Below are 25,034 nucleotides of genomic sequence, written 5' to 3'. Positions count from 1 at the left end.
TTATTGTTATCCCCCTATAATCAATCCCTTATTTTTGCAGGGGATACGGTTTTGAGCTGTTTTTCCATGATCTGCGATAAAAACAGGCAACATAAGTTGTTATTAATACAATATTTTGAGGTAATACATGGCTATTCAGCGCACTTTTTCTATTATCAAACCAAACGCAGTGAAAAAAAATGTTATTGGTGCAATCTATAACCGCTTTGAAAGTGCGGGTTTCAGCATCGTAGCAGCAAAAATGTTGCATTTAACTCGTGAACAAGCAGAAGGTTTTTATGAAGAGCATAAAGGCCGTCCTTTCTTTGATGGTTTAGTTGAGTTTATGACTTCTGGCCCTATCATGGTACAAGTATTAGAAGGCGAAAATGCTATCCAACGTCATCGTGACTTAATGGGTGCAACTAATCCTGATAACGCTTTAGCGGGTACTTTACGTGCTGATTACGCGGATAGCTTTACAGAAAATGCAGTGCATGGTTCAGATTCAGAAGCTTCAGCTGCGCGTGAAATTGCTTATTTCTTTACTGAAAACGAAATTTGCCCACGCTAATTTATTAGCATCTGTATACGAAAAAATGTACAATGCGACGCCCTGTTAATCTTTAATGGGGCGTCTTTTTATTAATTAATAAGTATCCCGTTAATAGATTTTATTAACGTAGGCCGCATAGTGTAACAACGAGGCAATGTCATGACCCAATCTACCACTCCAGCGCCAAGCGCTTCTGTCGCTGTTTCTAAAGAAAATACTGTGAATCAAAAAACAAAAATCAATCTGTTAGATTTAAATCGTAAACAGATGCGTGAGCTTTTTGTCTCTATGGGCGAAAAGCCTTTCCGCGCTGATCAAATCATGAAATGGATATACCATTATTGCTATGATGATTTTGATCAGATGACAGATATCAACAAAGTGCTGCGTGCGAAGTTAAAAGAGATTGCCGAAATCAAGGCACCTGAAGTGTCTGAAGAACAACGCTCTGCGGATGGCACTATTAAGTGGGCGATTAAAGTAGGCTCTCAACAAGTTGAAACAGTCTATATTCCTGAAGATGATCGTGCGACGTTATGTGTTTCATCACAAGTGGGTTGCGCGTTAGAGTGTAAATTCTGTTCAACAGCACAACAAGGTTTTAACCGTAACCTTAAAGTTTCTGAAATTATCGGCCAAGTGTGGCGTGCTGCTAAAATTATTGGTGCTTTAAAAGAGACTGGACGTCGTCCAATCACTAATGTTGTTATGATGGGAATGGGTGAACCATTACTTAACCTTAACAATGTTATTCCTGCTCTTGAAATTATGATGGATGACTTTGGCTTTGGTTTATCTAAACGTCGAGTCACCGTGTCTACATCCGGTGTCGTACCTGCATTAGATAAATTAGCTGATGCGGTTGATGTTGCTTTAGCGATTTCATTACATGCACCAACAGATGATATTCGTGATGAAATTGTTCCTATTAACAAGAAATATAATATTGAAATGTTTCTTGATGGCGTGCGTCGTTATATTGCTAAATCTAATGCAAACCAAGGTCGAGTTACTGTTGAGTATGTCATGCTTGATCATATTAATGACAGCACTGAACAAGCACATCAATTAGCAGAGTGCTTAAAAGATACACCTTGTAAAATCAACTTAATTCCATGGAACCCGTTCCCAGGCGCACCTTATGGACGTAGTTCTAATAGTCGCATTGATCGTTTCTCTAAAGTGTTAATGGAATATGGTTTCACCACTATTGTACGTAAAACACGTGGTGATGATATTGACGCTGCCTGTGGTCAGCTTGCTGGTGATGTGATTGACCGAACTAAGCGTACTCTGAAAAAACGTCTGCAAGGTGAACCAATTTCAGTAAAAGCAGTCTGATAGAGGTGGATAACTTTCGCTTTGTGTTGTGGTTTTAAAACAAAGTAGAGAGTTGCAAGAATGGATTAATTTAAGGAAGATAACGATGATAAGGATGTCATCAAAGGTTGTTGCTATCTGCTTGGTGTTATTGACAATAGGCTGCCAATCAACAGCAAATAAAAAACATGTTGCAGTGCCTCTTCGTCTTCAATTAGGGGAAGCTTATCTGGCTGAGCAACAATATCAGATAGCCCAATATCATTTTCAAAAAGTGCTGTCAGTGATGCCTGAGCATCCTGAAGCAAATTTAGGAATGGCATTAACATCCCAGTTATTGGGAAATCCTATTCAGGCGCTAGATTATTACAAATTAGCGATGAAGTCGAAGCCAGTAAATGTTAATGTATTAAGGTTTTATGGTAATTTCCTTTGTGAACAAAATTTATTAAACAACAATAATGTGTTAATTGAGGATATACCGTCAGATTATTTGGTTTGTCAGCATGCTGAATACCAAAAATCACCAAATTCGCGATGAGGACGTTAAAAACTGTATTTTCTCGTGTTCATCAATGTTAAACATCCAATAGCCACAGTGCCTAGATTGCTAATGAATACTGAAAACAAAACCGAAGAAGTGAAATTAACAGCGGGTCAACTTTTACGTCAGGCACGTGAAAAAGCGGGGCTAACTCAGCAGACTGTTGCTGATCGACTTTGTTTGAAGTTAACAACAGTATGTGAAATTGAAGCTGATACTATCTCTTCTGGTATTGCACCGACATTTTTACGTGGTTATATGCGCTCTTATGCAAAACTTGTCGGTGTTCCTGAAAGCGCAATTCTAGGTCTAATTGATCAACAAGCCCCAATAAAACAAGTCAAAGTAACAACAACACAAAATTACTCATTGGGTAAGCACCATAAAAAGCGTGAAGGCTGGTTGATGAAATTGACTTGGGTTATTGTAATAGCAATGATAGCTTTAGTCGGTTTATGGTGGTGGCAGGGTCATCAAGCCGATCAACAAGAATTAGTCTCTATGGCTTCGCAAGACATAGGACAAAATAGTCCGCAAGAAAACACCAATACGATAGAATCTCCTTTATCAACCTTAGATAATAATAGCCCATCATCTGAGGGTGAAAATGTACAAGTGCCTGCTTCTCCATTAGTAGATAATCAGGCTAATAAGGTTGCCGAGCCATCAGTAACAGATGCCACACCTGAGGCAGAAGTTAAAACAGTTCCATTACCGGTGTCACCATTAACCACATCAACGACTTCTCGTGCTGATTCTGCTGAAGGCAATTCAACACCCGCACCAATTGTGGAAAATCAACTGGTCTTGATGTTTGATGGTGAATGCTGGTTAGAAATTCGTAATGCTCAAAATAAAGTTTTATTTAATGGTATTAAGAAAGCCGGTGACCGTTTGGAATTTAATGGTGAGCAACCTTATAAACTAAAAATAGGCGCACCTTCTGTTACTCGTTTACAGTTTAATGGTGAAGCTGTTGACTTAAGCCGTTTTACTGGAAAAATAGCAAAAATAACAGTACCGAGCGCTTAATCTGACTATACATTTGAGCAAGCATGGAAGCATGGGAGAATTAATCAATGCATAAAGAATCACCTATTATTCGTCGTAAATCGACGCGAATTTATGTTGGTAATGTACCTATTGGCGATGGGGCTCCTATCGCGGTACAGTCGATGACGAACACACGAACAACAGACGTTGAAGCGACTGTAAACCAGATTAAGTCTCTGGAACGTGTTGGGGTGGATATTGTACGTGTTTCTGTACCAACTATGGATGCGGCTGAAGCATTCAAACTGATTAAGCAACAAGTGAAAGTGCCTTTGGTCGCTGATATTCATTTTGATTATCGTATTGCACTTAAAGTTGCTGAATATGGTGTCGATTGTTTACGTATTAATCCTGGTAATATTGGTAATGAAGAGCGTATTCGTCAAGTTGTCGATTGTGCCCGGGATCGTAATATTCCCATTCGTATTGGTGTGAATGGGGGGTCACTAGAGAAAGATATTCAAGAAAAGTATGGTGAGCCAACCCCTGAAGCGCTAGTTGAATCGGCTATGCGCCACGTTGATATCTTAGATAAATTGAACTTTGATCAGTTTAAAGTCAGTGTAAAAGCTTCTGACGTTTTCCTTGCTGTTGATTCTTATCGTTTATTAGCGAAAAAAATTGATCAGCCTTTACATTTAGGGATCACAGAAGCTGGTGGTGCAAGAGCTGGATCAGTGAAATCAGCTATTGGCCTTGGGATACTTCTATCAGAAGGTATCGGTGATACTTTACGTATCTCTTTAGCCGCAGATCCGGTTGAAGAAGTAAAAGTTGGCTTTGATATCTTAAAATCATTACGTATTCGCTCTCGTGGTATCAATTTTATTGCTTGTCCAACATGCTCTCGTCAAGAGTTTGATGTTATTGGTACAGTTAATGAATTAGAACAACGTCTTGAAGATATCATTACACCAATGGATGTTTCTATTATTGGCTGTGTGGTTAATGGTCCTGGTGAAGCGGAGGTTTCTACACTAGGTGTAACCGGAGCTAAAACACGCAGTGGTTTTTATGAAGACGGTGTAAGACAGAAAGAGCGTCTTGATAATAGTAATATGATTGATTTATTAGAGGCGAAAATCCGTACAAAAGCGGCAATGCTTGACGGCAACCTCCGAATTAATATAAATCAATTGGATAAATAACACGCAATTAACAGGCTCATTAACTAATGAGCCTGTATTACTATTGATTTCACATTGAATACTGATTGTTTTCGCTTCTATAATCAGTTTATTGATCAATTAATAACTATTAGAGAAAAAAAGTGGCACAAAAAATCCAAGCCATTCGTGGTATGAATGACTACCTACCTGCTGATACGCGGGTATGGCAGAAAATCGAAAATACGCTAAAACAAATTTTAGCCGGTTATGGTTTTAGTGAAATTAGAACACCTATCGTAGAGCATACCCCTCTATTTCAGCGAGCAATTGGTGAAGTGACCGATGTTGTTGAAAAAGAAATGTATACTTTTACCGATCGAGGTGAAGACGCACAAAGCTTAACCTTACGTCCTGAAAATACCGCAGGTTGTGTCCGCGCAGGAATTGAACATGGTTTACTTTATAACCAAGAGCAACGCTTATGGTATTTAGGGCCAATGTTCCGTTATGAACGCCCTCAAAAAGGTCGTTATCGCCAATTTCACCAATTAGGTGCAGAAGTATTTGGCCTACAAGGGCCTGATATTGATGCTGAACTGATTATGTTAACGGCACGCTGGTGGAAGGCTTTAGGTATTGCAGAGCACGTGACTTTAGAACTGAACTCTATTGGTTCACTCGAAGCGCGGGCAAAATACCGTGAAGCATTAGTCGCATTTTTAGAGCAACACGTTGATCAATTAGATGAAGATTGCAAACGTCGTATGTATTCTAACCCATTACGTGTTTTAGACTCTAAAAATCCTGAAATTCAGACTTTATTGAATGATGCGCCTGAACTTTTCGATTATCTTGATGACGAATCAAGAGAACACTTTGATGGTTTATGTGCATTACTTGATGCTGTAGGTATTACTTATCGTGTTAATCAGCGTTTAGTCCGAGGCTTAGATTATTATAACCGTACTGTTTTTGAATGGGTAACCAGTGCATTAGGTTCACAAGGAACGGTATGTGCGGGTGGTCGCTATGATGGATTAGTGAAACAATTAGGTGGACACCCAACGCCTGCGGTCGGTTTTGCCATGGGGATGGAGCGCATGATCTTATTAGTTCAAGCGGTTAATCCTGAGTTTGTTGCTGATACTCATGTCGCTGATGTTTACCTTGCGTCTTTTGGTGATAATAGCCAAAGTGCAGCATTAATGCTGGCAGAAGAAATCCGTGATCAATTACCTACATTGCGCTTAATGACCAATCACGGTAAAGGCAATTTTAAAAAGCAATTAGGACGTGCTGATAAACATGGTGCTAAAATCGCGTTAATTTTAGGTGAAGATGAAATTAACGCTGGCACAGTAGCCGTGAAAGATTTACGTTCAGGTGAACAGACCATTGTATCGCGTAGCGAACTGGCCCAACAATTGACGCTGTTATTAGGTTAAGGAGAGACTTGTGGAAGTTTATAGCACCGAAAACGAACAAGTTGATGCAATTAAACAGTTTTTAAAAAATTATGGTTTAACGATCATTCTCGCTATTGTCATTGGCGTGGGTGGAATTTGGGGTTGGAAATATTGGCAATCACATCAAGCCAACCGTCTACAAGAAAGTGCGGGTGAATTTGCAACAATAAATGAAGCATTAACGAAACCAACGCCTGAAAATATCGCATTAGCCGAAAAATTTGTTTCTGAAACTAACGATATTTATGGTGCTTTAGCCTCTTTAGAGTTAGCTCAATTAGCGATTGATGCCAACGATTTAGCCAAAGGTGAAACACACCTTACTAAAGCAATATCTATGGTAAAGAATGAAGCATTTGCAGATATGCTTAACCTTCGCTTAGCACGTGTGCAACTGGCATTAGATAAAACTGATGCTGCGTTAATTTCATTAGAGCAAGTGAAAAGTAAAGCATGGGATGGAATGAAAAATTATATCCGTGGTGATGTATTAGCGAAAAAAGGCGATAACGCAGGTGCAGCCGCCGCTTATCGTAATGCATTGAATGATGAAAATGCAGGCGCTATTCGTTCATTGGTTGAACTTAAACTCAATAATTTATCCAATTAAAGGGATCTTCAGACATGCAACTGCGTAAAACTCTCCTGATCGGTCTACTAGCATCAGCATTATTAGCTGGGTGTTCTAGTGAGCAGGATAATGTGACAATGTCTCCATTGCCTGAGGTGCAGAGCCAATTTACCCCTTATGTGGTGTGGGACAAATCGGTTGGCAATGGTATTGGAAAATACTATTCCCACTTGTCACCAGCATGGGATGGTTCAGTTGTGTATGTCGCTGATCGCCATGGGGTAGTTAAAGCATTAGAATTAGAAACGGGTAAAGAGATTTGGTCTCAAGATCTCTCAACTAAAAAAGGTTTCTTCTCCTCTAATGAATCAGCATTACTTTCCGGTGGTTTAACCGTCTCTGGTACTCGTGTTTTTGTCGGCACAGAAAAAGCAAAAGTGTATGCTTTAAATACAGATGATGGCTCTATTGATTGGGAGACAGATGTTGCCGGAGAAGCGATTTCCAAACCTGTTGTTAGTGATGGTTTAGTGCTTATTCATACCAGTAACGGTATGTTGCAAGGGCTTGATTTGCTGACAGGTGAAGTATCATGGACTGTCAACTTAGATACACCATCATTATCCGTACGTGGTGAATCAGCACCTGCTGTTGCTTATGGTGCAGCGATTGTGGGCGCTGATAATGGCCGTGTTAGTGCGGTGGTGTTATCTCAAGGGCAATTAGTTTGGCAGCAAAATATTTCACAAGTGAAAGGCTCTACTGAGATCAGTCGCTTAAATGATGTCGATATTACGCCAATTATTGATGAAAATACTGTTTATGCCATGGCTTACAACGGTAATTTAGTCAGTCTAGATATGCGTTCAGGGCAGATCATCTGGAAACGTGATTTAGGTTCAGTTAATGACATGGTACTTTTGGGTGACAATCTATACCTTGTTGACCAAAATGACCGAGTTTTAGCTGTGCGCAAATCTGATGGTGTGACATTATGGACACAAGAAGACCTACTGCACCGTAATTTAACCGCACCGGCTATCGTTGATGGTTATTTAGTGGTGGGAGATGCAGAAGGCTATCTCCATTGGATTGATACCAGTACAGGCAAATTTATTGCTCAAAATAAAGTAAATAGCTCAGGTTTATTAAGCCGTCCACAGGCTGTTCAAGATAAACTGATGATCCAAGCACGTGACGGTAAACTTTATCTATATCGTCGGTAATTAAGCACTGACAAATATAATTATTTTACGGCTCCTTTAAAGGAGCCGTTTCGTCTTTTTAGTATTTACATGTAAAATACCATCAGATTTATGATTGTATTTTTATGAGGCATCAAAAAATGATACCCGTTATTGCCTTAGTAGGGCGCCCTAATGTGGGAAAATCCACATTATTTAACCGACTAACACGCACAAGAGACGCATTAGTTGCGGATTTTCCTGGACTTACCCGTGACCGTAAATATGGTCGTGCAGAATTAGACGGTGAAGAGTTTATTATCATTGATACTGGTGGTATTGATGGTGCAGAAGAGGGTGTAGAAACCCATATGGCATCACAATCACTGCAAGCCATTCAAGAAGCCGATATTGTGCTATTTTTAGTCGATGCGCGAGCAGGATTAATGCCAGCCGACCAAGGTATTGCTAAACACTTGCGTGGTGTTGAGAAAAAAACCTATTTAGTGGCGAATAAAACAGATGGTATCGATATTGATACCGCTTTGGCTGATTTCTACTCTTTAGGATTAGGGGAAATATTCCCTATTGCTGCCTCACATGGTCGTGGTGTTTCTCAACTGATTGAGCAAGCGTTGTTACCTATTGTGGGTAAAGTCGTCGAAGAAGAGAAAGAATTAACAGAAGAAGAAGAGAATGCCGCTTATTGGGCTGCTTTAGAAGCAGAGCAGAAAGAGCAAGAAGAAGAGGAAGAAGAGGATGATTTCGATCCGACAACACTTCCTGTTAAATTAGCTATTGTAGGCCGCCCTAATGTAGGTAAATCAACTCTGACTAACCGTATGTTAGGTGAAGAGCGTGTTGTAGTTTACGATATGCCAGGCACTACTCGTGATAGTATTTACATACCGATGGAGCGTGATGGTAAGGAGTATATCCTTATTGATACCGCTGGCGTTCGTAAACGCGGAAAAGTAAAAGAAACGGTAGAAAAATTCTCAGTGATCAAAACATTACAAGCGATTGAAGATTGTAATGTTGCACTACTTGTTATTGATGCTCGTGAGGGTATTTCAGATCAAGATCTCTCTTTATTAGGTTATATTCTTAATTCTGGACGCTCTTTAGTTATTGCTGTCAATAAATGGGATGGTATGACCCAAGAAGATCGCGAACAAGTTAAAGATATGCTTGATCTCAAATTAGGTTTTGTTGATTTTGCCCGCGTTCATTTTATCTCGGCATTACATGGTAGTGGTGTTGGTAATCTGTTTGAGTCGATTCAAGAAGCCTATACTTGCGCGACACGTCGTGTTGGTACATCAATGTTGACGCGTATAATGAAGATGGCAGAGGATGATCACCAACCCCCTCTTATTCGTGGACGCCGTGTAAAAATGAAATATGCCCATGCTGGGGGATATAATCCACCTGTCGTGGTTATTCATGGTAACCAAGTGTCTGATCTACCTGATAGCTATAAACGCTATTTAATGAATTATTTCCGTCGCACACTACAAGTGATGGGAACTCCTATCCGTATTCAATTTAAAGAAGGGGAAAACCCTTATGCGGATAAGAAAAATAAATTAACAGCTTCGCAAATACGTAAACGTAAGCGTTTAATGGCTCATTTAAAGAAATCAAAATAAATTAAATAGCCAGTTAAATGTAGAATAAAAACTGAGTTCGTTTCACCGGACTCAGTTTTTTTATTAATTATTGATGAATTCTTCATACTTTCATAAAAGAAACCGAAACAATTTAAGCAAAAATTAAGTATTTTTTTCAAAAAACAGTTAAATTGTAACTGATTACTATTCGTATTAATGAGTTTTTTACTTTGAAAAAAATGACTATGGGTTTTGCTATTTTTTTACTTTCTGGCTGTGCTACGCCAGAAAAATGGCAAGTAAATATGAAAAATCCCACACCTTTAGATATCGCTAAAAATCTATGCATGCAAGAAGCAAAACAACGCTACCCCGAGCATTATTTGAGTTCAACGCCAAATTATAGCTATCCTTCTTCTTCAACGATAACAATAGATGGTAAAGAAGTTACTATTCCTAATTCAAATTATCATTCCTATTCTCGTTATGATGCCAATGAATCAGAGCGTAAACAGTATTTTGATATTTGTATGAGAGGAGAGGGGTGGGAAAATAAAAATAAAGTGACTGGATTACTCGCCTTTTTATTTAATGACTAATTAATAAAGCAGTAATTTTTACCAAACTAAAGCCAATTATAATAAATAAATGGCTTTAGTTTTAATACATCAGTAACTGCTATACCCACTCTTTGTGAATTAAAAAATCAGTATACAGCTTAGCTTCGGGAGTATTAGGTTCAGGGCGATAATCATATGCAAAGCGAACTAATGGTGGCATTGACATTAAAATGGATTCAGTACGTCCGCCACTTTGTAAACCAAATAGCGTGCCTCTATCCCAAACCAAATTAAACTCGACATAACGGCCACGGCGATAAAGTTGGAATTGGCGTTCACGTTCTCCCCAGGGTATAGATTTGCGTTTTCCGACAATCGGCAAGTAGGCATCCAGATAACCCTGCCCGACACGTTGTACAAATTCAAAACAGTGATCGAAATCAGGAGTATTTAAGTCATCAAAAAATAGACCACCAACACCACGCGGTTCGTTACGATGTTTTAAATAAAAATAGTCATCACACCATTTTTTATATCGAGCATAATAATCTTGGCTAAAGGGATCACACACAGATTTAGCCACTTTATGCCAATGGATAACATCTTCTTCAAATCCATAATAAGGTGTTAAGTCAAAGCCTCCACCAAACCACCATACAGGATCTTCTCCCTCTTTTTCAGCAATAAAAAAACGAACATTTGCATGTGAAGTAGGAATATAGGGATTAAGAGGGTGAATAACTAATGAAACGCCCATTGCTTGAAAACGACGACCGCTTAATTCAGGGCGATGAGCCGTGGCTGATGCAGGTAAGGCATCTCCATAAACATGGGAAAAATTAACACCCGCTTGTTCAAAAATAGCACCTTGGGTGAGCACTCGAGTACGACCACCACCGCCAGCTTCTCTTTGCCAATTATCTTGCTGAAAGGTTGCTTTTTGGTCTATATTTTCAATAGCATGGCAAATACTATCTTGCAACGACAAAAAAAATGATTGCACACGATGAATATCAGGTAAACTCATAATAACCTACAGTTTTTATCATATTTATTAAAAATGGAACGCGATATGACCTATGCTCTCATTTTGAAGTTGATTGATAAAGTAAACAAGGGATAATAAATTTAGTAACTTGTGAAAGATAACAGGCAAAACAATGGAAATACGTGTATTCCGTCAAGATGATTTTGAGGCAATCATTACACTTTGGGAACGTTGCGACTTGATCTCACCAGAAAATGATCCTGAAATTGATATTGAACGAAAGATTAACCACTCCCCCGATCTCTTTTTAATCGCAGAGGTTGCTGGCGAAATAGTCGGTAGTGTAATGGGAGGCTATGATGGTCATCGTGGCTCGCTTTACTATTTGGGCGTTCATCCTGAGTTTCGCGGTAGAGGAATTGCCAATGCACTAATCTCTCGGCTAGAGAAAAAACTCATTGCAAAAGGGTGTCCACAAATTACTTTAATGATCCCCGAAGAGAACGATGCCACTATTTGTATGTTTGAAAAGCTTCTCTATGAAGATCAAAATCAAGAAAATACGGCTTACACTAAACGCCTAATTATCGATCAGGACTTCGATCTTTAATTCTTCGCTAAATCCTCTTTTATTGACTGTTAAGATAATTTTAATCGGTTAATAGAGAGGATTTCTTTTTTTGTACTTTCTTTCCTATCATGATGTTGCCTCGATAAAAAAGAACTTAACCTTGCTTATTTACTGGATAAAATCTGATATTGTCGATTTAAGGGAACAAACTTGGCTGAGTTATGGTCGTAACTAGTCTGAAGTATTCAGTTATTTTAGTTTAACGCGAGTAAAAACTTGTTGCCTTAGCATCAATTGAATTTATAACGAAAAAGTGAAATGGAGTATTTATAATGCCTAAATTTTGGTTACCCTTGTGTTTAAGCACAAGTGTCTTGCTATTAAGTGGCTGTTCATCCATGGGGGGAATGTCTTTTTCTGCACTTAATCCAATGAATTGGTTCTCAAATGAGACGTTAACGGTTTCTGCAAATGGATTAGGTAATATCACTGCTTCAACGGCAGTGACAGAGCAAGCGATCGAAAAAGAGCTGGGTAGCCGTTTCCATTACCGACAAGGAATGGAAATGCAACAAGGCAATATTATGGTTATTGTGCAAGCACTTGAAGATGAAAAAGTACAAGTGGCTTTTTATGGCCAAGAAAAGAGCACAGTAGATAAAATCACGGTATCTGATCCTAATGCGAAAACAGCGTGGGGAACGACAATAGGTACACCATTTAAAGATATTTATAAAAAAGCATTTGGTATGTGCAGTAACGGGCCGAAAGTCGATAAACAAAAAACCATTCAATGCCAATCAGAACAAGCAAAATCAGTGAGCTATGTTTTTGCTGGGCAATGGGATGGCCCTGATGGTCTAATGCCACCCGATGAAACATTAGCAAATTGGCAGGTAACACAAATTGTTTGGCAAAAATAGGTTATTTTTAAGTGTTATTAATAAAATAATTTTATATTTACCTTTTCTGCTAACAAAAATTTGTTAAATAGCAAAGCCTAAAAATAAATGTTGGATATAATAAACCACATTAATTTATATGTTTTTTATTATTTATTAGGGAAGCAATATGTCTCATGCACAAAGCGGTATTTTAGTCGCACATAGTAAATTCGGTCTATTTATTGAAGCAATGGTGGTGGGGGAAATTGATCAACTACGTCAAGGCTGCCAACAATTTATGCAATCTCTTAGCGAATTACAAAAACAGTATCCTGATGCTTCATTAGGTGCCGTGGTAGCTTTTGGTTCAGATCTTTGGAAAAAATTATCAGATAATAATAGTGCGCCAGAGTTAAAGCCATTTCGTCCATTAGGCAAAGGGTTAGCTCCTGCGACTCAGCGCGATATGCTTATCCATATCCAATCCATGCGTCATGATGTGAATTTCTCATTAGCGCAAGCTGCAATAGCTGCTTTTGGTAACGTGCTCCAAATAGAAGAAGAGATCCACGGTTTCCGCTGGATTGAAGAGCGTGATCTTAGTGGTTTTATTGACGGCTCAGAAAATCCAGTTGGTGACGAGCGCTATGGTGTTGCTTTAATTAATGAAGGTATTGATGCTGGTGGTAGCTATGTTTTAGTTCAACGCTATGAGCATAACCTAAAAAAATGGGCGCGTTTTAGTGAATCAGATCAAGAAAAAATGATTGGTCGTACTAAAAAAGAGAGCATTGAGTTGGATGAATCAGAACGCAATATTACCTCTCATGTATCCCGTGTTGCTATTGAAGAAAATGGTGAAGAGTTAGCGATTTTGCGTCATAGCTTACCTTATGGAACTGCTAGTGGTAAACATGGCCTCTATTTCTTAGCTTACTGTGGTCGTTTATATAATATTGAACAGCAATTACTCAGTATGTTTGGTGAAGTTGATGGTAAATACGATGATTTACTGCGTATGAGTAAACCTGTGACAGGTAGCTACTATTTCGCTCCTTCTTATGAAGTATTAGCCGCTCTGTAAGTCTTAGCGTTACACTACTATTTTGCCACGCCAGTATCATTTACTATGCTGGCGTTTTTATTTTGACGAGGTCGTTTCTCGATATCTCAATGTTGAATTATTTTCAGTTAAATCATTATGATGCTTATTTATTTGGGCAATCTCACTCTTTATCCATTTATAATAGCTATTAGTTATATCAAATAACAAAAGCTAACTACACTGTTATAAATAAAGCCGATAGAGTAACCATTAGAATAAGACTTACGCTGATGGGTACTATAATGAAGAACAAAACAATCCGAACTTTTGCATTACAGGCAACCGTTGCATTGTCTTTGGTTGCGAGTAGTTATGCAAATGCAGCTCAATTACTTAATAGCTCTTACGATATTGCTCGCGAGTTATTTACACAGCTTAATAGTGATTTTAAAACCCAATGGGATGCTCAACATCCTGATGACAAAGTCACTATCAAACAGTCGCATGCTGGCTCTTCTAAACAAGCATTAGCCATATTACAAGGTTTACCTGCGGATGTTGTCACTTATAACCAGGTGACGGATGTACAAATTTTGCATGATAAAGGCAAGCTTATTCCTGCTGATTGGCAACAACGTCTACCTAATAATAGCTCACCTTATTATTCCACCATGGCCTATTTGGTTCGTAAAGGAAATCCTAAAAATATCACTTCTTGGCAAGATTTGACCCGTGAAGATGTCAAAGTGGTTTTCCCTAACCCAAAAACATCAGGTAACGGTCGTTATACCTATTTAGCCGCATGGGGAGCGTTTGAAAAAGCTTATGGAAATGAAGCGCAAACCCGAGATGCTATGACAAAGTTACTCAAAAATGTTGCGGTATTTGATACCGGGGGACGGGGGGCAACGACCTCATTTATTGAACGTGGACTTGGTGATGTTTTAATTAGTTTTGAGTCTGAAGTAAATAATATTCGCCAGCAATATGGTGAAGATGATTATCAAGTTATTGTCCCTCCTGTAGATATTTTAGCGGAGTTTCCTGTGGCATGGATTGATAAAAATGTGCAACGCAATAAAACAGAAAACCTCGCCAAAGCTTACCTAAATTATTTATATAGCCCGAGAGCGCAGGAGATCATCACACAATTTAACTATCGCGTAAATGATAAAGCGGTGATGGCCAAAAAAGCAGATCAATTTCCAGCGACTTCATTATTTACCATTGAAGATGTGTTTGGTGATTGGAACCAAGTGATGAAAACGCATTTTGCTACAGATGGCACGCTAGATAAATTATTATTAGAAGGACGCCAATAATGTTTGCCACAGCCAGCAAGCGAGTATTACCCGGATTTGGGCTTAGTTTAGGTAGTACGCTTTTTTATACTTGTTTGATCTTATTACTACCTATGAGTGCGCTGGTTGTGCAGTTATCTGAAATGAGTTGGGCACAATATTGGACGGTGATAACCCACCCTCAAATTGTGGCAGCGTATAAAGTCACTTTGTTGTCAGCCGGTGTTGCAAGTATTTTTAATGCTATTTTTGGCATGTTATTAGCGTGGATCATTACGCGCTATCGTTTCCCCGGCAGAAAATTTCTTGATGGATTAATGGATTTACCTTTTGCCTTACCTACAGCGGTAGCGGGATTAACCTTAGCAACGTTGTTTTCTACACAAGGATGGTATGGCTTAGTGTTAGATAAGTTTGATATCAAGGTGATCAATACATGGATTGGTATTGCTGTGGCGATGTCTTTTACTAGTTTGCCGTTTGTGGTCAGAACGGTGCAACCTGTTTTAGAAGAGTTAGGCCCTGAATATGAAGAGGCGGCTGAAACATTAGGGGCAAACCGTTGGCAAACGTTCCGTAAAGTTGTGTTACCTGAATTGTCTCCGGCGTTATTAGCCGGTACGGCGCTCTCTTTTACGCGTAGTTTAGGGGAATTTGGTGCTGTTATTTTTATTGCTGGCAATATTGCATGGCAGACCGAAGTGGTTTCTTTGATGATATTTATTCGATTACAGGAGTTTGATTATCCTGCAGCCAGCGCGGTCGCTTCTGTTATTTTATTGGTTTCATTAGTCTTACTGTTTTCAATTAATGGATTACAAAGCCGCTTTGGCAAGCGATTAAGGGGGCATTAATGTCGGATATAGCGCAACAACGCTCTCTTTATCGTCGCCAAATTGATTGGGTAAAATGGGGATTGATCCTTACAGGCGTTGTGTTATCCATTTTATTTTTAGTGGTGCCTATTGCGTGGATCTTTATGACTGCGTTTTCAAAAGGCATAGAAATATTTACCGACAACTTGCTAGATAGCGATATGTTACATGCTGTTTGGCTTACGCTACTTATCGCTTTAATTACTGTACCGATAAATATGTTGTTTGGTATTAGTATGGCGTGGCTTGTTACGCGCTTTCGTTTTCCGGGGCGTCAGTGGTTAATGACGCTGATTGATATCCCATTTGCGGTATCTCCTGTCGTTGCGGGACTGCTCTATCTACTTTTTTATGGTAGCAATGGTTGGGCAGGGCAGTGGTTGGAACAATTCGATATTCAGTTAATGTTCTCTTGGCCCGGTATGGTATTAGTGACGGTATTTGTCACTTGTCCTTTTGTCGTGAGAGAGCTTGTCCCGGTGATGATGAGCCAAGGAAGCCAAGAGGATGAAGCTGCTGTGTTATTAGGTGCCAGTAGTTGGAAAATGTTTTGGCGAGTGACATTACCTAATATTCGTTGGGCATTGCTCTACGGTGTGGTTTTAACAAATGCACGTGCTATAGGGGAATTTGGTGCCGTCTCTGTTGTCTCGGGGGCTATTCGTGGAGAAACCTATTCACTGCCTTTACAGGTCGAACTTTTGCACCAAGACTACAACACTGTGGGGGCTTTTACGGCAGCAGCATTACTTGCCATGATGGCAATTATTACATTAATGGTTAAAAGTGCGTTGCAATGGCATTTAGAACGTCAGCAATAACGCAAAACAGGGGCAAAATATGAGTATTGAAATTAATCATGTCACAAAATATTTTGATCGCACTGAAGTGTTGCATGACGTGAATTTAACGGTCAATTCCGGTGAGATGATGGCGCTATTGGGGCCATCAGGCTCAGGTAAAACTACTCTATTACGTATCATTGCAGGACTTGAGCATCAAACGGAAGGTAAAATCTGTTTTGCAGGGCAAGATGTCAGTCGCTTACATGCCCGCGAGCGCAAAGTTGGGTTTGTTTTCCAACACTATGCGCTGTTTCGCCATATGACGGTATTTGAAAATATTGCCTTTGGCTTAAGCGTATTACCACGTCGCGAACGTCCTAACAAAGCCGTGATTGATAAAAAAGTCACGCAATTATTAGAGATGATCCAACTGCCTCATTTAGCACAGCGTTATCCCGCACAACTTTCAGGAGGGCAAAAACAGCGCGTAGCTTTAGCGAGAGCATTGGCTGTAGAGCCACAAATTTTATTACTCGATGAGCCTTTCGGTGCGTTAGATGCCAAAGTGAGAACTGAATTACGCAGTTGGTTACGGGAATTACATAGTGAGCTTAAATTTACCAGTGTTTTTGTCACCCATGATCAACAAGAAGCAATGGAAGTCGCTGATCGCATCGTTATTATGGGAAATGGCAAAATCGAACAAGTGGGTACACCGCAACAAGTTTGGCACACGCCTGAAAGTCGCTTTGTTTTAGAATTTCTCGGAGATGTTAATCATCTCCAAGGTGAAATTAATGGTGCGCAATTACAAATTGCTGGCTATCACTTACCTTTATCGGTTACGCCGCTCTATCAAGGCAAAGTTGATGTTTTTTTGCGCCCTTGGGAAATTTCACTTAACCCGCATAGTGATAGCTTATGTAAACTTCCCGTCAAAGTAATAGAAGTGACTCCTAAAGGACACTATTGGCAATTGGTTTTACAGCCTATTGAGTGGGGAAATACGCCAATTAGCGCGGTATGGAATGATATGACATCAATACCCCATAAAGGTGATATTTACTATATGGGTGGTGCAAAAGCGCGGTTATATGCACAAGATCGTCCCTTAACAACAGTTTCACTGGCATACACAGCTTAAAAAATAGCATTATTCTTTTATTACAGTTAATGATTGCCCATGCAGATTTTTTTGCATGGGTATTTTGGCTATTGAGTAAAACTGACTATACAGGCTATAACACGAAAAAGAATAAAATCTATTAAAAAATGTTAATTTTATTGCGTTAATAAGTTAAATATGATTTCTTCATTAATACAAACAAATAAATGATCAGGGATTTATTGTGGCAGGCTTAGAACAATTTATTGGTAATACACCATTGGTCAAATTACAACGACTTTCACAAGGATTAGATGCAGAAATATGGGTTAAGCTTGAAGGCAATAATCCGGCGGGTTCTGTGAAAGATAGAGCCGCGTTATCGATGATTGAGCAAGCTGAATTACGCGGTGAAATTAAACCTGGCGATACATTAATTGAGGCAACCAGTGGTAATACAGGGATTGCTTTAGCGATGATAGCGGCAGTAAAAGGTTATCGACTAAAATTATTAATGCCAGAAAATATGAGTAAAGAGCGTCAAGCATCCATGCAAGCGTATGGCGCCGAGCTTATTTTGGTTAGCCGCGAAATTGGTATGGAAGGGGCGAGAGATTTAGCGCAAGAAATGGAGCGTAAAGGTGAAGGGAAGGTATTAGATCAGTTTAATAACCCCGATAACCCTCGAGCGCATTTTACTTCAACTGGACCTGAAATTTGGCAACAGACTCAAGGGCGCATTACCCATTTTGTTTCTAGCATGGGAACAACAGGTACGATAACTGGGGTGGGGAGTTACCTAAAAACGCAATCGGACACAGTAAAAATTGTCGGTTTACAACCGGAAGAAAAAAGTCAAATTCCGGGTATTCGTCGTTGGTCTCCAGCCTATTTACCCGGTATTTTTCGAAAAGAGTTGGTTGATAGTGTTATAGATATGTCCCAAACAGAAGCAGAACAAACCATGCGCCTATTAGCGAGTAAAGAAGGTATATTCTGTGGCGTTAGTTCTGGGGGAGCCGTAGCTGGTGCAATACGCGTTGCTAAAGAGAACCCAGGGGCTGTGATTGTGGCGATTATTTGTGATAGAGGCGATCGCTATTTATCAACTGGGGTGTTTGGTTGAGTTTTCTGCCCTCGTTAAAGCTTATTCGCTTGCATATAAAAACCGCCACAGAGGAAATGTGGCGGTTTAAAAGTGAGAACAGATTAAAAATTATTTTTTGATCTGCATTACAACGGTTTCACCAACAGTTACTGGGCCTGTCATTTTAGTTAAACCTTGGATTTCATCCATATTAGAAATCACAACCGGTGTTAATACCGATTTTGCTTTTTCTTCTAAAACAGCTAAATCAAATTCTAAAACAGTATCACCGACTTTAACTTGTTGACCTTCTTCAGCGATACGTTTAAATCCTTCACCTTTTAGTTCAACTGTGTCGATACCGAAGTGGACAAATAATTCGATACCGTTGTCAGACTCAATAGAGAAAGCATGGTTAGTCTCGAAAATTTTACCGATAGTACCATCAACTGGTGCAACAATTTTATGACCAGCAGGTTTGATAGCAATACCGTCACCTACAATTTTTTCAGCGAAAACAACATCAGGAACATCTTCGATATTGACGATTTCACCAGAAAGTGGTGCAACAATATCAATCGTGCCACTGCCTTTCTTTTCCTCTGAAACCAGTGATTTTAATTTATCAAACAGACCCATGAATCTTCTCCTAATTATTTTAGTTGGGACCGGGCTCTGGCTAACGTTATTAGCACAGTGTTTTTTCTTTAGTAAAAGTTTCTACTAAGTCCATTAATTCCTTTGCAGTCGGCTGAGCAAGTGCTTGCTCTGCCAGTGCTTTTGCATCATCAAAATTGGCGTTACGAATAATTTTTTTGATGCGAGGAATTGATATAGCACTCATACTAAACTCATCTAATCCCATGCCCAGAAGCAACATTGTTGCCCGTTCATCCCCGGCAAGCTCACCACACATTCCAGTCCATTTACCTTCAGCGTGTGATGCATCAATCACCTGTTTAATCAGATTAAGTACAGCAGGTGACATTGGATTATATAGATGAGATATCAGCTCATTTCCACGGTCTACAGCCAGAGTATATTGTGTTAGATCGTTAGTCCCAATACTGAAAAAGTCAACTTCTTTTGCCATATGGCGAGCCATAACAGCCGCTGCTGGCGTTTCAACCATAACACCGACTTCGATAGATTCATCAAAAGGCTTATTTTCTTCACGAAGCTGGCTTTTCAGTATTTCAAGTTCCGCTTTCAATGCTCGGATCTCTTCAACAGAGATAATCATTGGAAACATAATACGTAGTTTACCAAAAGCAGACGCTCTTAAGATAGCACGTAATTGTGGATGAAGGATCTCTTTGCGGTCAAGACAAATACGAATTGCACGCCAACCTAAGAATGGATTCTCTTCTTTCGGTAAATTCATGTAAGGTAAGTCTTTATCGCCACCAATATCCATAGTACGGATAATGACCGCAGGACTGCCTACCGCTTCAGCCACTGCTTTATAAGCTTGGAATTGCTCTTCTTCTGTTGGTAAGGAATCTCTATCCATAAATAGGAATTCAGTACGATAGAGTCCAACACCTTCCGCACCATTACGCTCAGCACCTGCGACATCACGTACAGTACCTATATTAGCGCAAACTTCAACTTGATGCCCATCAAGGGTAATTGCTGGTAAATCTTTTAGTTTTGCCAGCTCTTCTTTTTCATGTAGGTACTCTTCTTTGATAGCCTTTAATGCTTCGAGCTCTTCATCAGAAGGATTAATAATGATTTTATTGTTAATCGCATCAAGAACCAGATAATCTTCTTTTTTAATGGTTTCTGTTGCATTAGATGTGCCAACAATCGCTGGGATCTCTAAAGAGCGTGCCATGATAGAGGTGTGTGATGTTCTACCCCCTAAGTCAGTGATAAAGCCTAACACATTGTCTAAGCTAAGCTGCGCTGTTTCTGATGGCGTTAAATCTGTAGCAACTAAAATCACTTTTTCAGAAATAGCACTTAAATCGATAATTGGCATCTCTAAGATATTACGCATTAAGCGCTTACCAATATCACGAACGTCAGCCGCACGCTCTTTTAAGTACTCATCATCTAAGGCTTCTAATGCGGTTGCCTGATCTTCAATAACAGATTGAACCGCTGCTTCTGCGGTTTTCTTGTCACTTTTGATGAGGGATATGATCTCTTGTTCGAGTTCCTCATCTTCTAATAACATAATATGGCCTTCAAAAATCTCAGCTTTATCGGCACCAAGATTTTTTTCAGCACGGGCTTTAATGATTTCTAGTTGTTGCGCTGATTTATTACGACCATCTTTAAAACGTTCGATTTGGGTGTCAACTTCGTCACTTTGGATTTTACGTTGGCTAATAATAATAGGTTCTTCTTTAAGTAGAAGAGCTTGACCAAATGCGATACCCGGTGAAGCTAAAATTCCTGAAATCATAATTTATCCTACGACTTGCTGGTGATAATTTTAAAAAAATAGGATCAAGAGACACTGCTGTTTTAAAATCATCGAGTTATAAATTCCCCTGAGCGATTTTCAGGGGAAAATAGGACGTTAATGAATAGCGAAAGGTAACTGGATTACTCTAACTCAGCCATTAACTTAACTAAATGTTCTACTGCTTGTTTTTCATCTTCGCCTTCAGCAGAAATAGTGACTACAGTACCTTGGGTTAATCCTAAAGTTTGTAATTTGAATAAGCTCTTCGCGCTGGCTGATTTACCACCAGAAATAAGACTAATATCAGAAGAGAAAGTTTTAGCCTCTTTTACTAACTGTGCTGCAGGACGAGTATGTAAGCCGTTTGGTGCTGTAATAGTAACTTCTTGCTGGTACATAGGATTTTTTCCTTTTATAACTCAATTATTCACATTAAGTCAGGACTTAGTAAGTGTAGATGAAATTGTCCTGCTTTGCGTAGCAATATCAGATAATATAAGCCATGTTACGTTATCCGATAAAAATAGTCCCCAGAAATTGAAAGCAGTGCTGTTTTTATCACTTGCCTATTTTCTGATTAATTTCGACCTTCGAAATAATTACTTGATTAAATACTAAACTCGACAGAATAAATCACCTATCTGGATAACAAAGTTTGATCTCTACCACAAAAAAAGCACCCTGAAGGTGCTTTTTTAATAAATATTTTACATTTTAGGTGACGCGATTTAGCTGTCAGAGATATCAGCAAAAAGTGGGGTGCTGAGATAACGTTCACCTGAAGAAGGTAAAATCACTACGATTTCCTTATTAGCAAATTCTGGCTCTTTAGCTAATTTCACTGCAGCCGCAATTGCCGCACCGGATGAAATACCCGCTAAAATACCTTCTTTGGTCATAACGTCACGAGCTGTTTCAAATGCTTCTTCGTTAGTAATTTGGATCACGCGATCTAATAGTGATAACTCTAAGTTTTCAGGGATAAAACCTGCACCAATACCTTGGATTTTATGTGGACCAGGCTTAATTTCTTCACCTGCTAATGCTTGGCTAATAACAGGAGAATCTTTAGGTTCTACCGCAACCATGGTGACAGCTTTACCTTGAGTATTTTTCAAATAGCGACCAATACCCGTGATGGTACCACCCGTTCCGACACCTGCGATAACTACATCAACTTTGCCATCAGTGTCATTCCAAATTTCAGGGCCTGTGGTTTTCTCATGAATTTCTGGGTTTGCTGGATTACTAAATTGTTGTAGTAGAAGGTAACGGCTAGGATCGCTATCACGAATTTCGTTCGCTTTATCAATCGCTCCCTTCATACCTTTAGCGCCTTCAGTTAACACAAGGTTAGCACCTAATGCTTTTAATAACTTACGGCGCTCAATACTCATGGTATCAGGCATAGTCAGTGTCAGTTTGTAGCCACGTGCGGCAGCTACATAAGCCAAGGCAATCCCAGTATTACCACTGGTTGGCTCAACTAGCTCTACGCCGGGTTTCAGGATACCTTTTTTTTCTGCATCCCAAATCATATTTGCACCGATACGGCATTTTACACTAAAGCTTGGATTACGAGATTCTACTTTAGCTAAGATATTGCCATTACCGAAATGTTTTAAACGAACTAGGGGGGTATGGCCAATAGTTTGCGAGTTATCTTCGAAAATTTTGCTCATTTTTATCCTCGGTACATGATTTTTTATAAGGTCAGATGAAATTACCATACGCCATCAAGCAAAAGATGGAAATAAGCTTTATGAATATCCTTATAACTTTTTTTACTTTTTATTCCAAAAGATTCTAATCACAATGAAACCAGTGGTATTACCACTGGCCTGCTTGTACATGTTGATGACGATATCGATCACACCACATGGCAGTGGCACCACAAATTGCAACCGGCATAATGACTAGGTTTAAGATTGGGATCATAGTGAAGATATTAATTACCATACCAAATTGTAAATTGTTCCATTTGTCTTTTTTCAGCGTTGATTTCATATTGGCGAAAGAGACTTTATGGTTATCGAATGGAAAATCGTTATATTGGATTGCCATCATCCAAGCGCCAAATATAAACCAAAGAATTGGGGCGACAGTTTGTCCAACAACGGGAACAAAATAGAGCAATAACAATACAATGGCTCTTGGCAAATAATAAACGACCTTGATGATTTCTCGTTTTAAAATACGTGGAATATCTTTTGTAATACCTAATAAACCGGTATCCGGAGGATTAATACCCGTTATTTGGCCTTCTAATTTTTCCGCTAATAATCCATTAAAAGGCGAAGCGATAATATTGGCTATGGTGCTAAAGAAATAGGTAAAGACCAGCAAAATAAAAATAACTGACAGTGGCCAGATAACATAGCTTAACCACTGTAGCCAATCAGGGACTTTTTCCATCATCCAATTGACCATTTCACCAATCTGGCCATATAACCACCAAAAGGCACTACCGAGAATAATAATATTGGCAAGTAAGGGTAAAATAACAAAACGTTTTAGACCCGGGCGAGTAATTAATCGCCACCCAAGTGCAAAATAGTGAAATCCATTTAAATTTTTGGTCGATTCTGTCAAATTTGTCATACTTCCTATTCTCTCCTATAAGGGCAAGCTAGTATCATATAGAGAGATAATCAGCCTTACTAGTGATAAATTGTCTAAAAAATGCGCATAAGGTATTGAAGAGTGTATCTTTGTGACAAGAAAATTAAGTATTGGCTTGCACTTATAAGCATTGGCAAATACTCTTAGTAAAAGTAATATTCGCCATTGTGGCTATTAAACCTCAAGACAACAGAGATAGAAATGATGCAGCAAAATTTGCGTCTGATATTAATCGTTGTTGGTGCGATTTTAATCATAGCTTTGTTATTACACGGCTTATGGATTGGTCGAAAAGAGCGTTCTAAGCTTTTCCGTAATCGCCCAGTAAAACGTCAGAAACAGAATTATCAGTCAGATGAGAACGATGATGAACCCCAGTATACTGAGGCAAATCATCAGATGTCGTCTTTAACTTCAACGCAGGAGGCTCAAAGTGTGCCACCGGTTAAATCGGAGCCAACACTTGCGCCACAATCCTCAGTTGCAGATAAAGATCCACTTATGTCTGGAACACCAGCACAGGGACATTCTAACGATACTTCATTACAACGAGAGCCTAGTCTTGGTGTTTTTGATGTTATTGAACAAAATAATGACTCTGCGCCTCAGCAAAAAGAACCGATACCCGAAGTAGAGGTAAACCATGCTGATGTAAAAGAAGGTGATATTAGTGAGACAAAACTTGCCGATGTAGAGCCAGTGCCAGTATCGTCGAACTCTGTTGCTAGTGATGAAATACATACCACTGATACAGATAGGCCATTGGATGCTGAAACCTCATCTGATGTGAAACAAGCTGAGCAAGCTTTATCCGGAACAGAAGAGCCAAAAGCAGAAGAAGAGCTGGTATTAGTATTAAATGTCAGCGCTCATCATGGTCAAATGCTTGACGGTGAGGTGTTAATGCAGAGCATTATTCAAGCGGGTTTCCAGTTTGGTGCGATGAATATTTTCCATCGACATCTTAACCCGACGGGTAATGGCCCTGTATTGTTTAGTCTTGCCAATATGGTAAAACCGGGTACTTTCAATATTGATACGATGGCTGAATTAACCACGCCTGGCGTATCCATGTTTATGATGGTGCCATCTTATGGTGATGCTAATCAAAACTTTAAATTGATGTTGCAAGCAGCTCAGCGTATTGCCTCTGATGTGGGCGGTGTTGTGCTTGATGAAGAGCGCAAACTGTTAACACCACAAAAAATTGAACTTTATAAATCTAGAATTCGTAGAACACTAGATTTACATCAATAGTCTTTTTATCAAAAGCTCGCTTGCGGTGCTAGGTTGGATAGATTTAAAGAAATCAGGAAAATTAATGACTTGATTTTCGGCTGATAATACAAAGTGGGGAAACTTGGTTTTTCTCACATTGCCAACAACCTCAGCCCCCG

At 39.3% G+C, this 25,034-nt stretch carries 25 protein-coding genes; 19 read left to right on the top strand and 6 right to left on the bottom strand.

From position 1 onward, the window contains the following. Nucleotides 1–127: 127 nt before the first annotated feature. The 10 genes from ndk (at nt 128) to AACV00_RS10980 (ending at nt 9,994) form a co-directional block, all read left to right on the top strand. Nucleotides 128–553 carry a nucleoside-diphosphate kinase gene (gene ndk / locus AACV00_RS11025; RefSeq protein ID WP_004243827.1) on the top strand — a complete coding sequence of 142 codons (426 nt, stop codon included), beginning with the start codon at nt 128–130 and terminating at the stop codon, nt 551–553. A gap of 141 nt (nt 554–694) precedes the next feature. After that, a complete protein-coding gene (locus tag AACV00_RS11020; RefSeq protein WP_004243825.1) occupies nt 695–1,876 on the top strand; it encodes a bifunctional tRNA (adenosine(37)-C2)-methyltransferase TrmG/ribosomal RNA large subunit methyltransferase RlmN in 1,182 nt (393 codons plus the stop codon). Nucleotides 1,877–1,970: 94 nt separating this feature from the next. Then, nucleotides 1,971–2,396, top strand: coding sequence for a lipoprotein (locus AACV00_RS11015; RefSeq protein WP_023843598.1), 426 nt, complete (start codon nt 1,971–1,973; stop codon nt 2,394–2,396). Between the two features lie 72 nt (nt 2,397–2,468). Then, a complete protein-coding gene (rodZ, locus tag AACV00_RS11010; RefSeq protein ID WP_004248432.1) occupies nt 2,469–3,431 on the top strand; it encodes a cytoskeleton protein RodZ in 963 nt (320 codons plus the stop codon). 47 nt (nt 3,432–3,478) lie between these two features. After that, nucleotides 3,479–4,600, top strand: a complete 1,122-nt coding sequence (ispG, locus tag AACV00_RS11005) for a flavodoxin-dependent (E)-4-hydroxy-3-methylbut-2-enyl-diphosphate synthase (protein WP_004243820.1) — start codon at nt 3,479–3,481, stop codon at nt 4,598–4,600. Nucleotides 4,601–4,722: 122 nt separating this feature from the next. Continuing rightward, the gene (gene hisS, locus AACV00_RS11000; RefSeq protein ID WP_004243819.1) at nt 4,723–6,006 is read left to right on the top strand and encodes a histidine--tRNA ligase; all 1,284 of its coding nucleotides are present in this window, start codon (nt 4,723–4,725) and stop codon (nt 6,004–6,006) included. 10 nt (nt 6,007–6,016) lie between these two features. Beyond that, nucleotides 6,017–6,637, top strand: a complete 621-nt coding sequence (locus AACV00_RS10995) for a YfgM family protein (RefSeq protein ID WP_004243818.1) — start codon at nt 6,017–6,019, stop codon at nt 6,635–6,637. Between the two features lie 14 nt (nt 6,638–6,651). Then, nucleotides 6,652–7,824 (top strand): outer membrane protein assembly factor BamB, encoded by a 1,173-nt coding sequence (gene bamB, locus AACV00_RS10990; RefSeq protein ID WP_004243816.1) that lies wholly within the window; start codon nt 6,652–6,654, stop codon nt 7,822–7,824. A 119-nt stretch (nt 7,825–7,943) separates the two neighbouring features. After that, nucleotides 7,944–9,434, top strand: coding sequence for a ribosome biogenesis GTPase Der (der, locus tag AACV00_RS10985; RefSeq protein WP_004248431.1), 1,491 nt, complete (start codon nt 7,944–7,946; stop codon nt 9,432–9,434). A gap of 200 nt (nt 9,435–9,634) precedes the next feature. Next, nucleotides 9,635–9,994, top strand: coding sequence for a hypothetical protein (locus AACV00_RS10980; RefSeq protein ID WP_004248430.1), 360 nt, complete (start codon nt 9,635–9,637; stop codon nt 9,992–9,994). A gap of 79 nt (nt 9,995–10,073) precedes the next feature. Here AACV00_RS10980 and hemF read toward each other — a convergent pair whose 3' ends face one another. Continuing rightward, nucleotides 10,074–10,982, bottom strand: coding sequence for an oxygen-dependent coproporphyrinogen oxidase (gene hemF, locus AACV00_RS10975; RefSeq protein ID WP_004248429.1), 909 nt, complete (start codon nt 10,980–10,982; stop codon nt 10,074–10,076). A gap of 133 nt (nt 10,983–11,115) precedes the next feature. On the opposite strand from hemF, the gene AACV00_RS10970 reads away from it, so the two are divergent. From AACV00_RS10970 to cysM, 8 genes are all read left to right on the top strand, one after another. Further along, a complete protein-coding gene (locus tag AACV00_RS10970; RefSeq protein ID WP_004243811.1) occupies nt 11,116–11,553 on the top strand; it encodes a GNAT family acetyltransferase in 438 nt (145 codons plus the stop codon). Nucleotides 11,554–11,846: 293 nt separating this feature from the next. Further along, nucleotides 11,847–12,437, top strand: a complete 591-nt coding sequence (locus AACV00_RS10965) for an RpoE-regulated lipoprotein (protein ID WP_004248428.1) — start codon at nt 11,847–11,849, stop codon at nt 12,435–12,437. Nucleotides 12,438–12,585: 148 nt separating this feature from the next. After that, a complete protein-coding gene (locus AACV00_RS10960) occupies nt 12,586–13,482 on the top strand; it encodes a Dyp-type peroxidase (protein WP_004243807.1) in 897 nt (298 codons plus the stop codon). A gap of 251 nt (nt 13,483–13,733) precedes the next feature. Next, entirely contained in the window at nt 13,734–14,765 is a 1,032-nt protein-coding gene (cysP, locus tag AACV00_RS10955) for a thiosulfate ABC transporter substrate-binding protein CysP (RefSeq protein ID WP_004248426.1), read from the top strand. Next, nucleotides 14,765–15,598: a sulfate/thiosulfate ABC transporter permease CysT gene (gene cysT / locus AACV00_RS10950; protein ID WP_036918703.1), complete on the top strand. Its 834-nt coding sequence runs from the start codon at nt 14,765–14,767 to the stop codon at nt 15,596–15,598. Before cysP ends, cysT begins: the two co-directional genes overlap by 1 nt. Further along, on the top strand, nt 15,598–16,440 hold the full coding sequence (cysW, locus tag AACV00_RS10945; RefSeq protein ID WP_004243804.1) for a sulfate/thiosulfate ABC transporter permease CysW: 843 nt from the start codon (nt 15,598–15,600) through the stop codon (nt 16,438–16,440). Before cysT ends, cysW begins: the two co-directional genes overlap by 1 nt. Before the next feature lie 19 nt (nt 16,441–16,459). Continuing rightward, nucleotides 16,460–17,548, top strand: a complete 1,089-nt coding sequence (gene cysA, locus AACV00_RS10940; protein WP_036918699.1) for a sulfate/thiosulfate ABC transporter ATP-binding protein CysA — start codon at nt 16,460–16,462, stop codon at nt 17,546–17,548. A gap of 205 nt (nt 17,549–17,753) precedes the next feature. Next, nucleotides 17,754–18,635, top strand: coding sequence for a cysteine synthase CysM (cysM, locus tag AACV00_RS10935; RefSeq protein ID WP_004243801.1), 882 nt, complete (start codon nt 17,754–17,756; stop codon nt 18,633–18,635). Between the two features lie 90 nt (nt 18,636–18,725). Here the strand turns inward: cysM and crr are convergent, their stop codons facing one another. The 5 genes from crr to cysZ form a co-directional block, all read right to left on the bottom strand. Beyond that, nucleotides 18,726–19,235, bottom strand: coding sequence for a PTS glucose transporter subunit IIA (gene crr, locus AACV00_RS10930; RefSeq protein ID WP_004243800.1), 510 nt, complete (start codon nt 19,233–19,235; stop codon nt 18,726–18,728). Nucleotides 19,236–19,284: 49 nt separating this feature from the next. Continuing rightward, a complete protein-coding gene (ptsI, locus tag AACV00_RS10925; RefSeq protein ID WP_004243799.1) occupies nt 19,285–21,012 on the bottom strand; it encodes a phosphoenolpyruvate-protein phosphotransferase PtsI in 1,728 nt (575 codons plus the stop codon). A gap of 143 nt (nt 21,013–21,155) precedes the next feature. Then, complete coding sequence (gene ptsH, locus AACV00_RS10920) at nt 21,156–21,413, bottom strand: phosphocarrier protein Hpr (RefSeq protein ID WP_004243798.1); 258 nt, start codon at nt 21,411–21,413, stop codon at nt 21,156–21,158. A 330-nt stretch (nt 21,414–21,743) separates the two neighbouring features. Continuing rightward, nucleotides 21,744–22,697, bottom strand: coding sequence for a cysteine synthase A (gene cysK, locus AACV00_RS10915; RefSeq protein ID WP_004248422.1), 954 nt, complete (start codon nt 22,695–22,697; stop codon nt 21,744–21,746). A gap of 148 nt (nt 22,698–22,845) precedes the next feature. Further along, complete coding sequence (cysZ, locus tag AACV00_RS10910; RefSeq protein ID WP_004248421.1) at nt 22,846–23,616, bottom strand: sulfate transporter CysZ; 771 nt, start codon at nt 23,614–23,616, stop codon at nt 22,846–22,848. 222 nt (nt 23,617–23,838) lie between these two features. On the opposite strand from cysZ, the gene zipA reads away from it, so the two are divergent. Continuing rightward, nucleotides 23,839–24,894 carry a cell division protein ZipA gene (gene zipA / locus AACV00_RS10905; RefSeq protein ID WP_004248420.1) on the top strand — a complete coding sequence of 352 codons (1,056 nt, stop codon included), beginning with the start codon at nt 23,839–23,841 and terminating at the stop codon, nt 24,892–24,894. The last annotated feature ends 140 nt before the right edge of the window (nt 24,895–25,034 follow it).

It is taken from the genome of Proteus sp. G3927, assembly GCF_963894685.1.
Taxonomy (GTDB): Bacteria; Pseudomonadota; Gammaproteobacteria; order Enterobacterales; family Enterobacteriaceae; genus Proteus; species Proteus mirabilis.
Note: the sequence above shows the minus strand (reverse complement) of the source record. Positions and strands in the feature narration are given on the sequence as shown.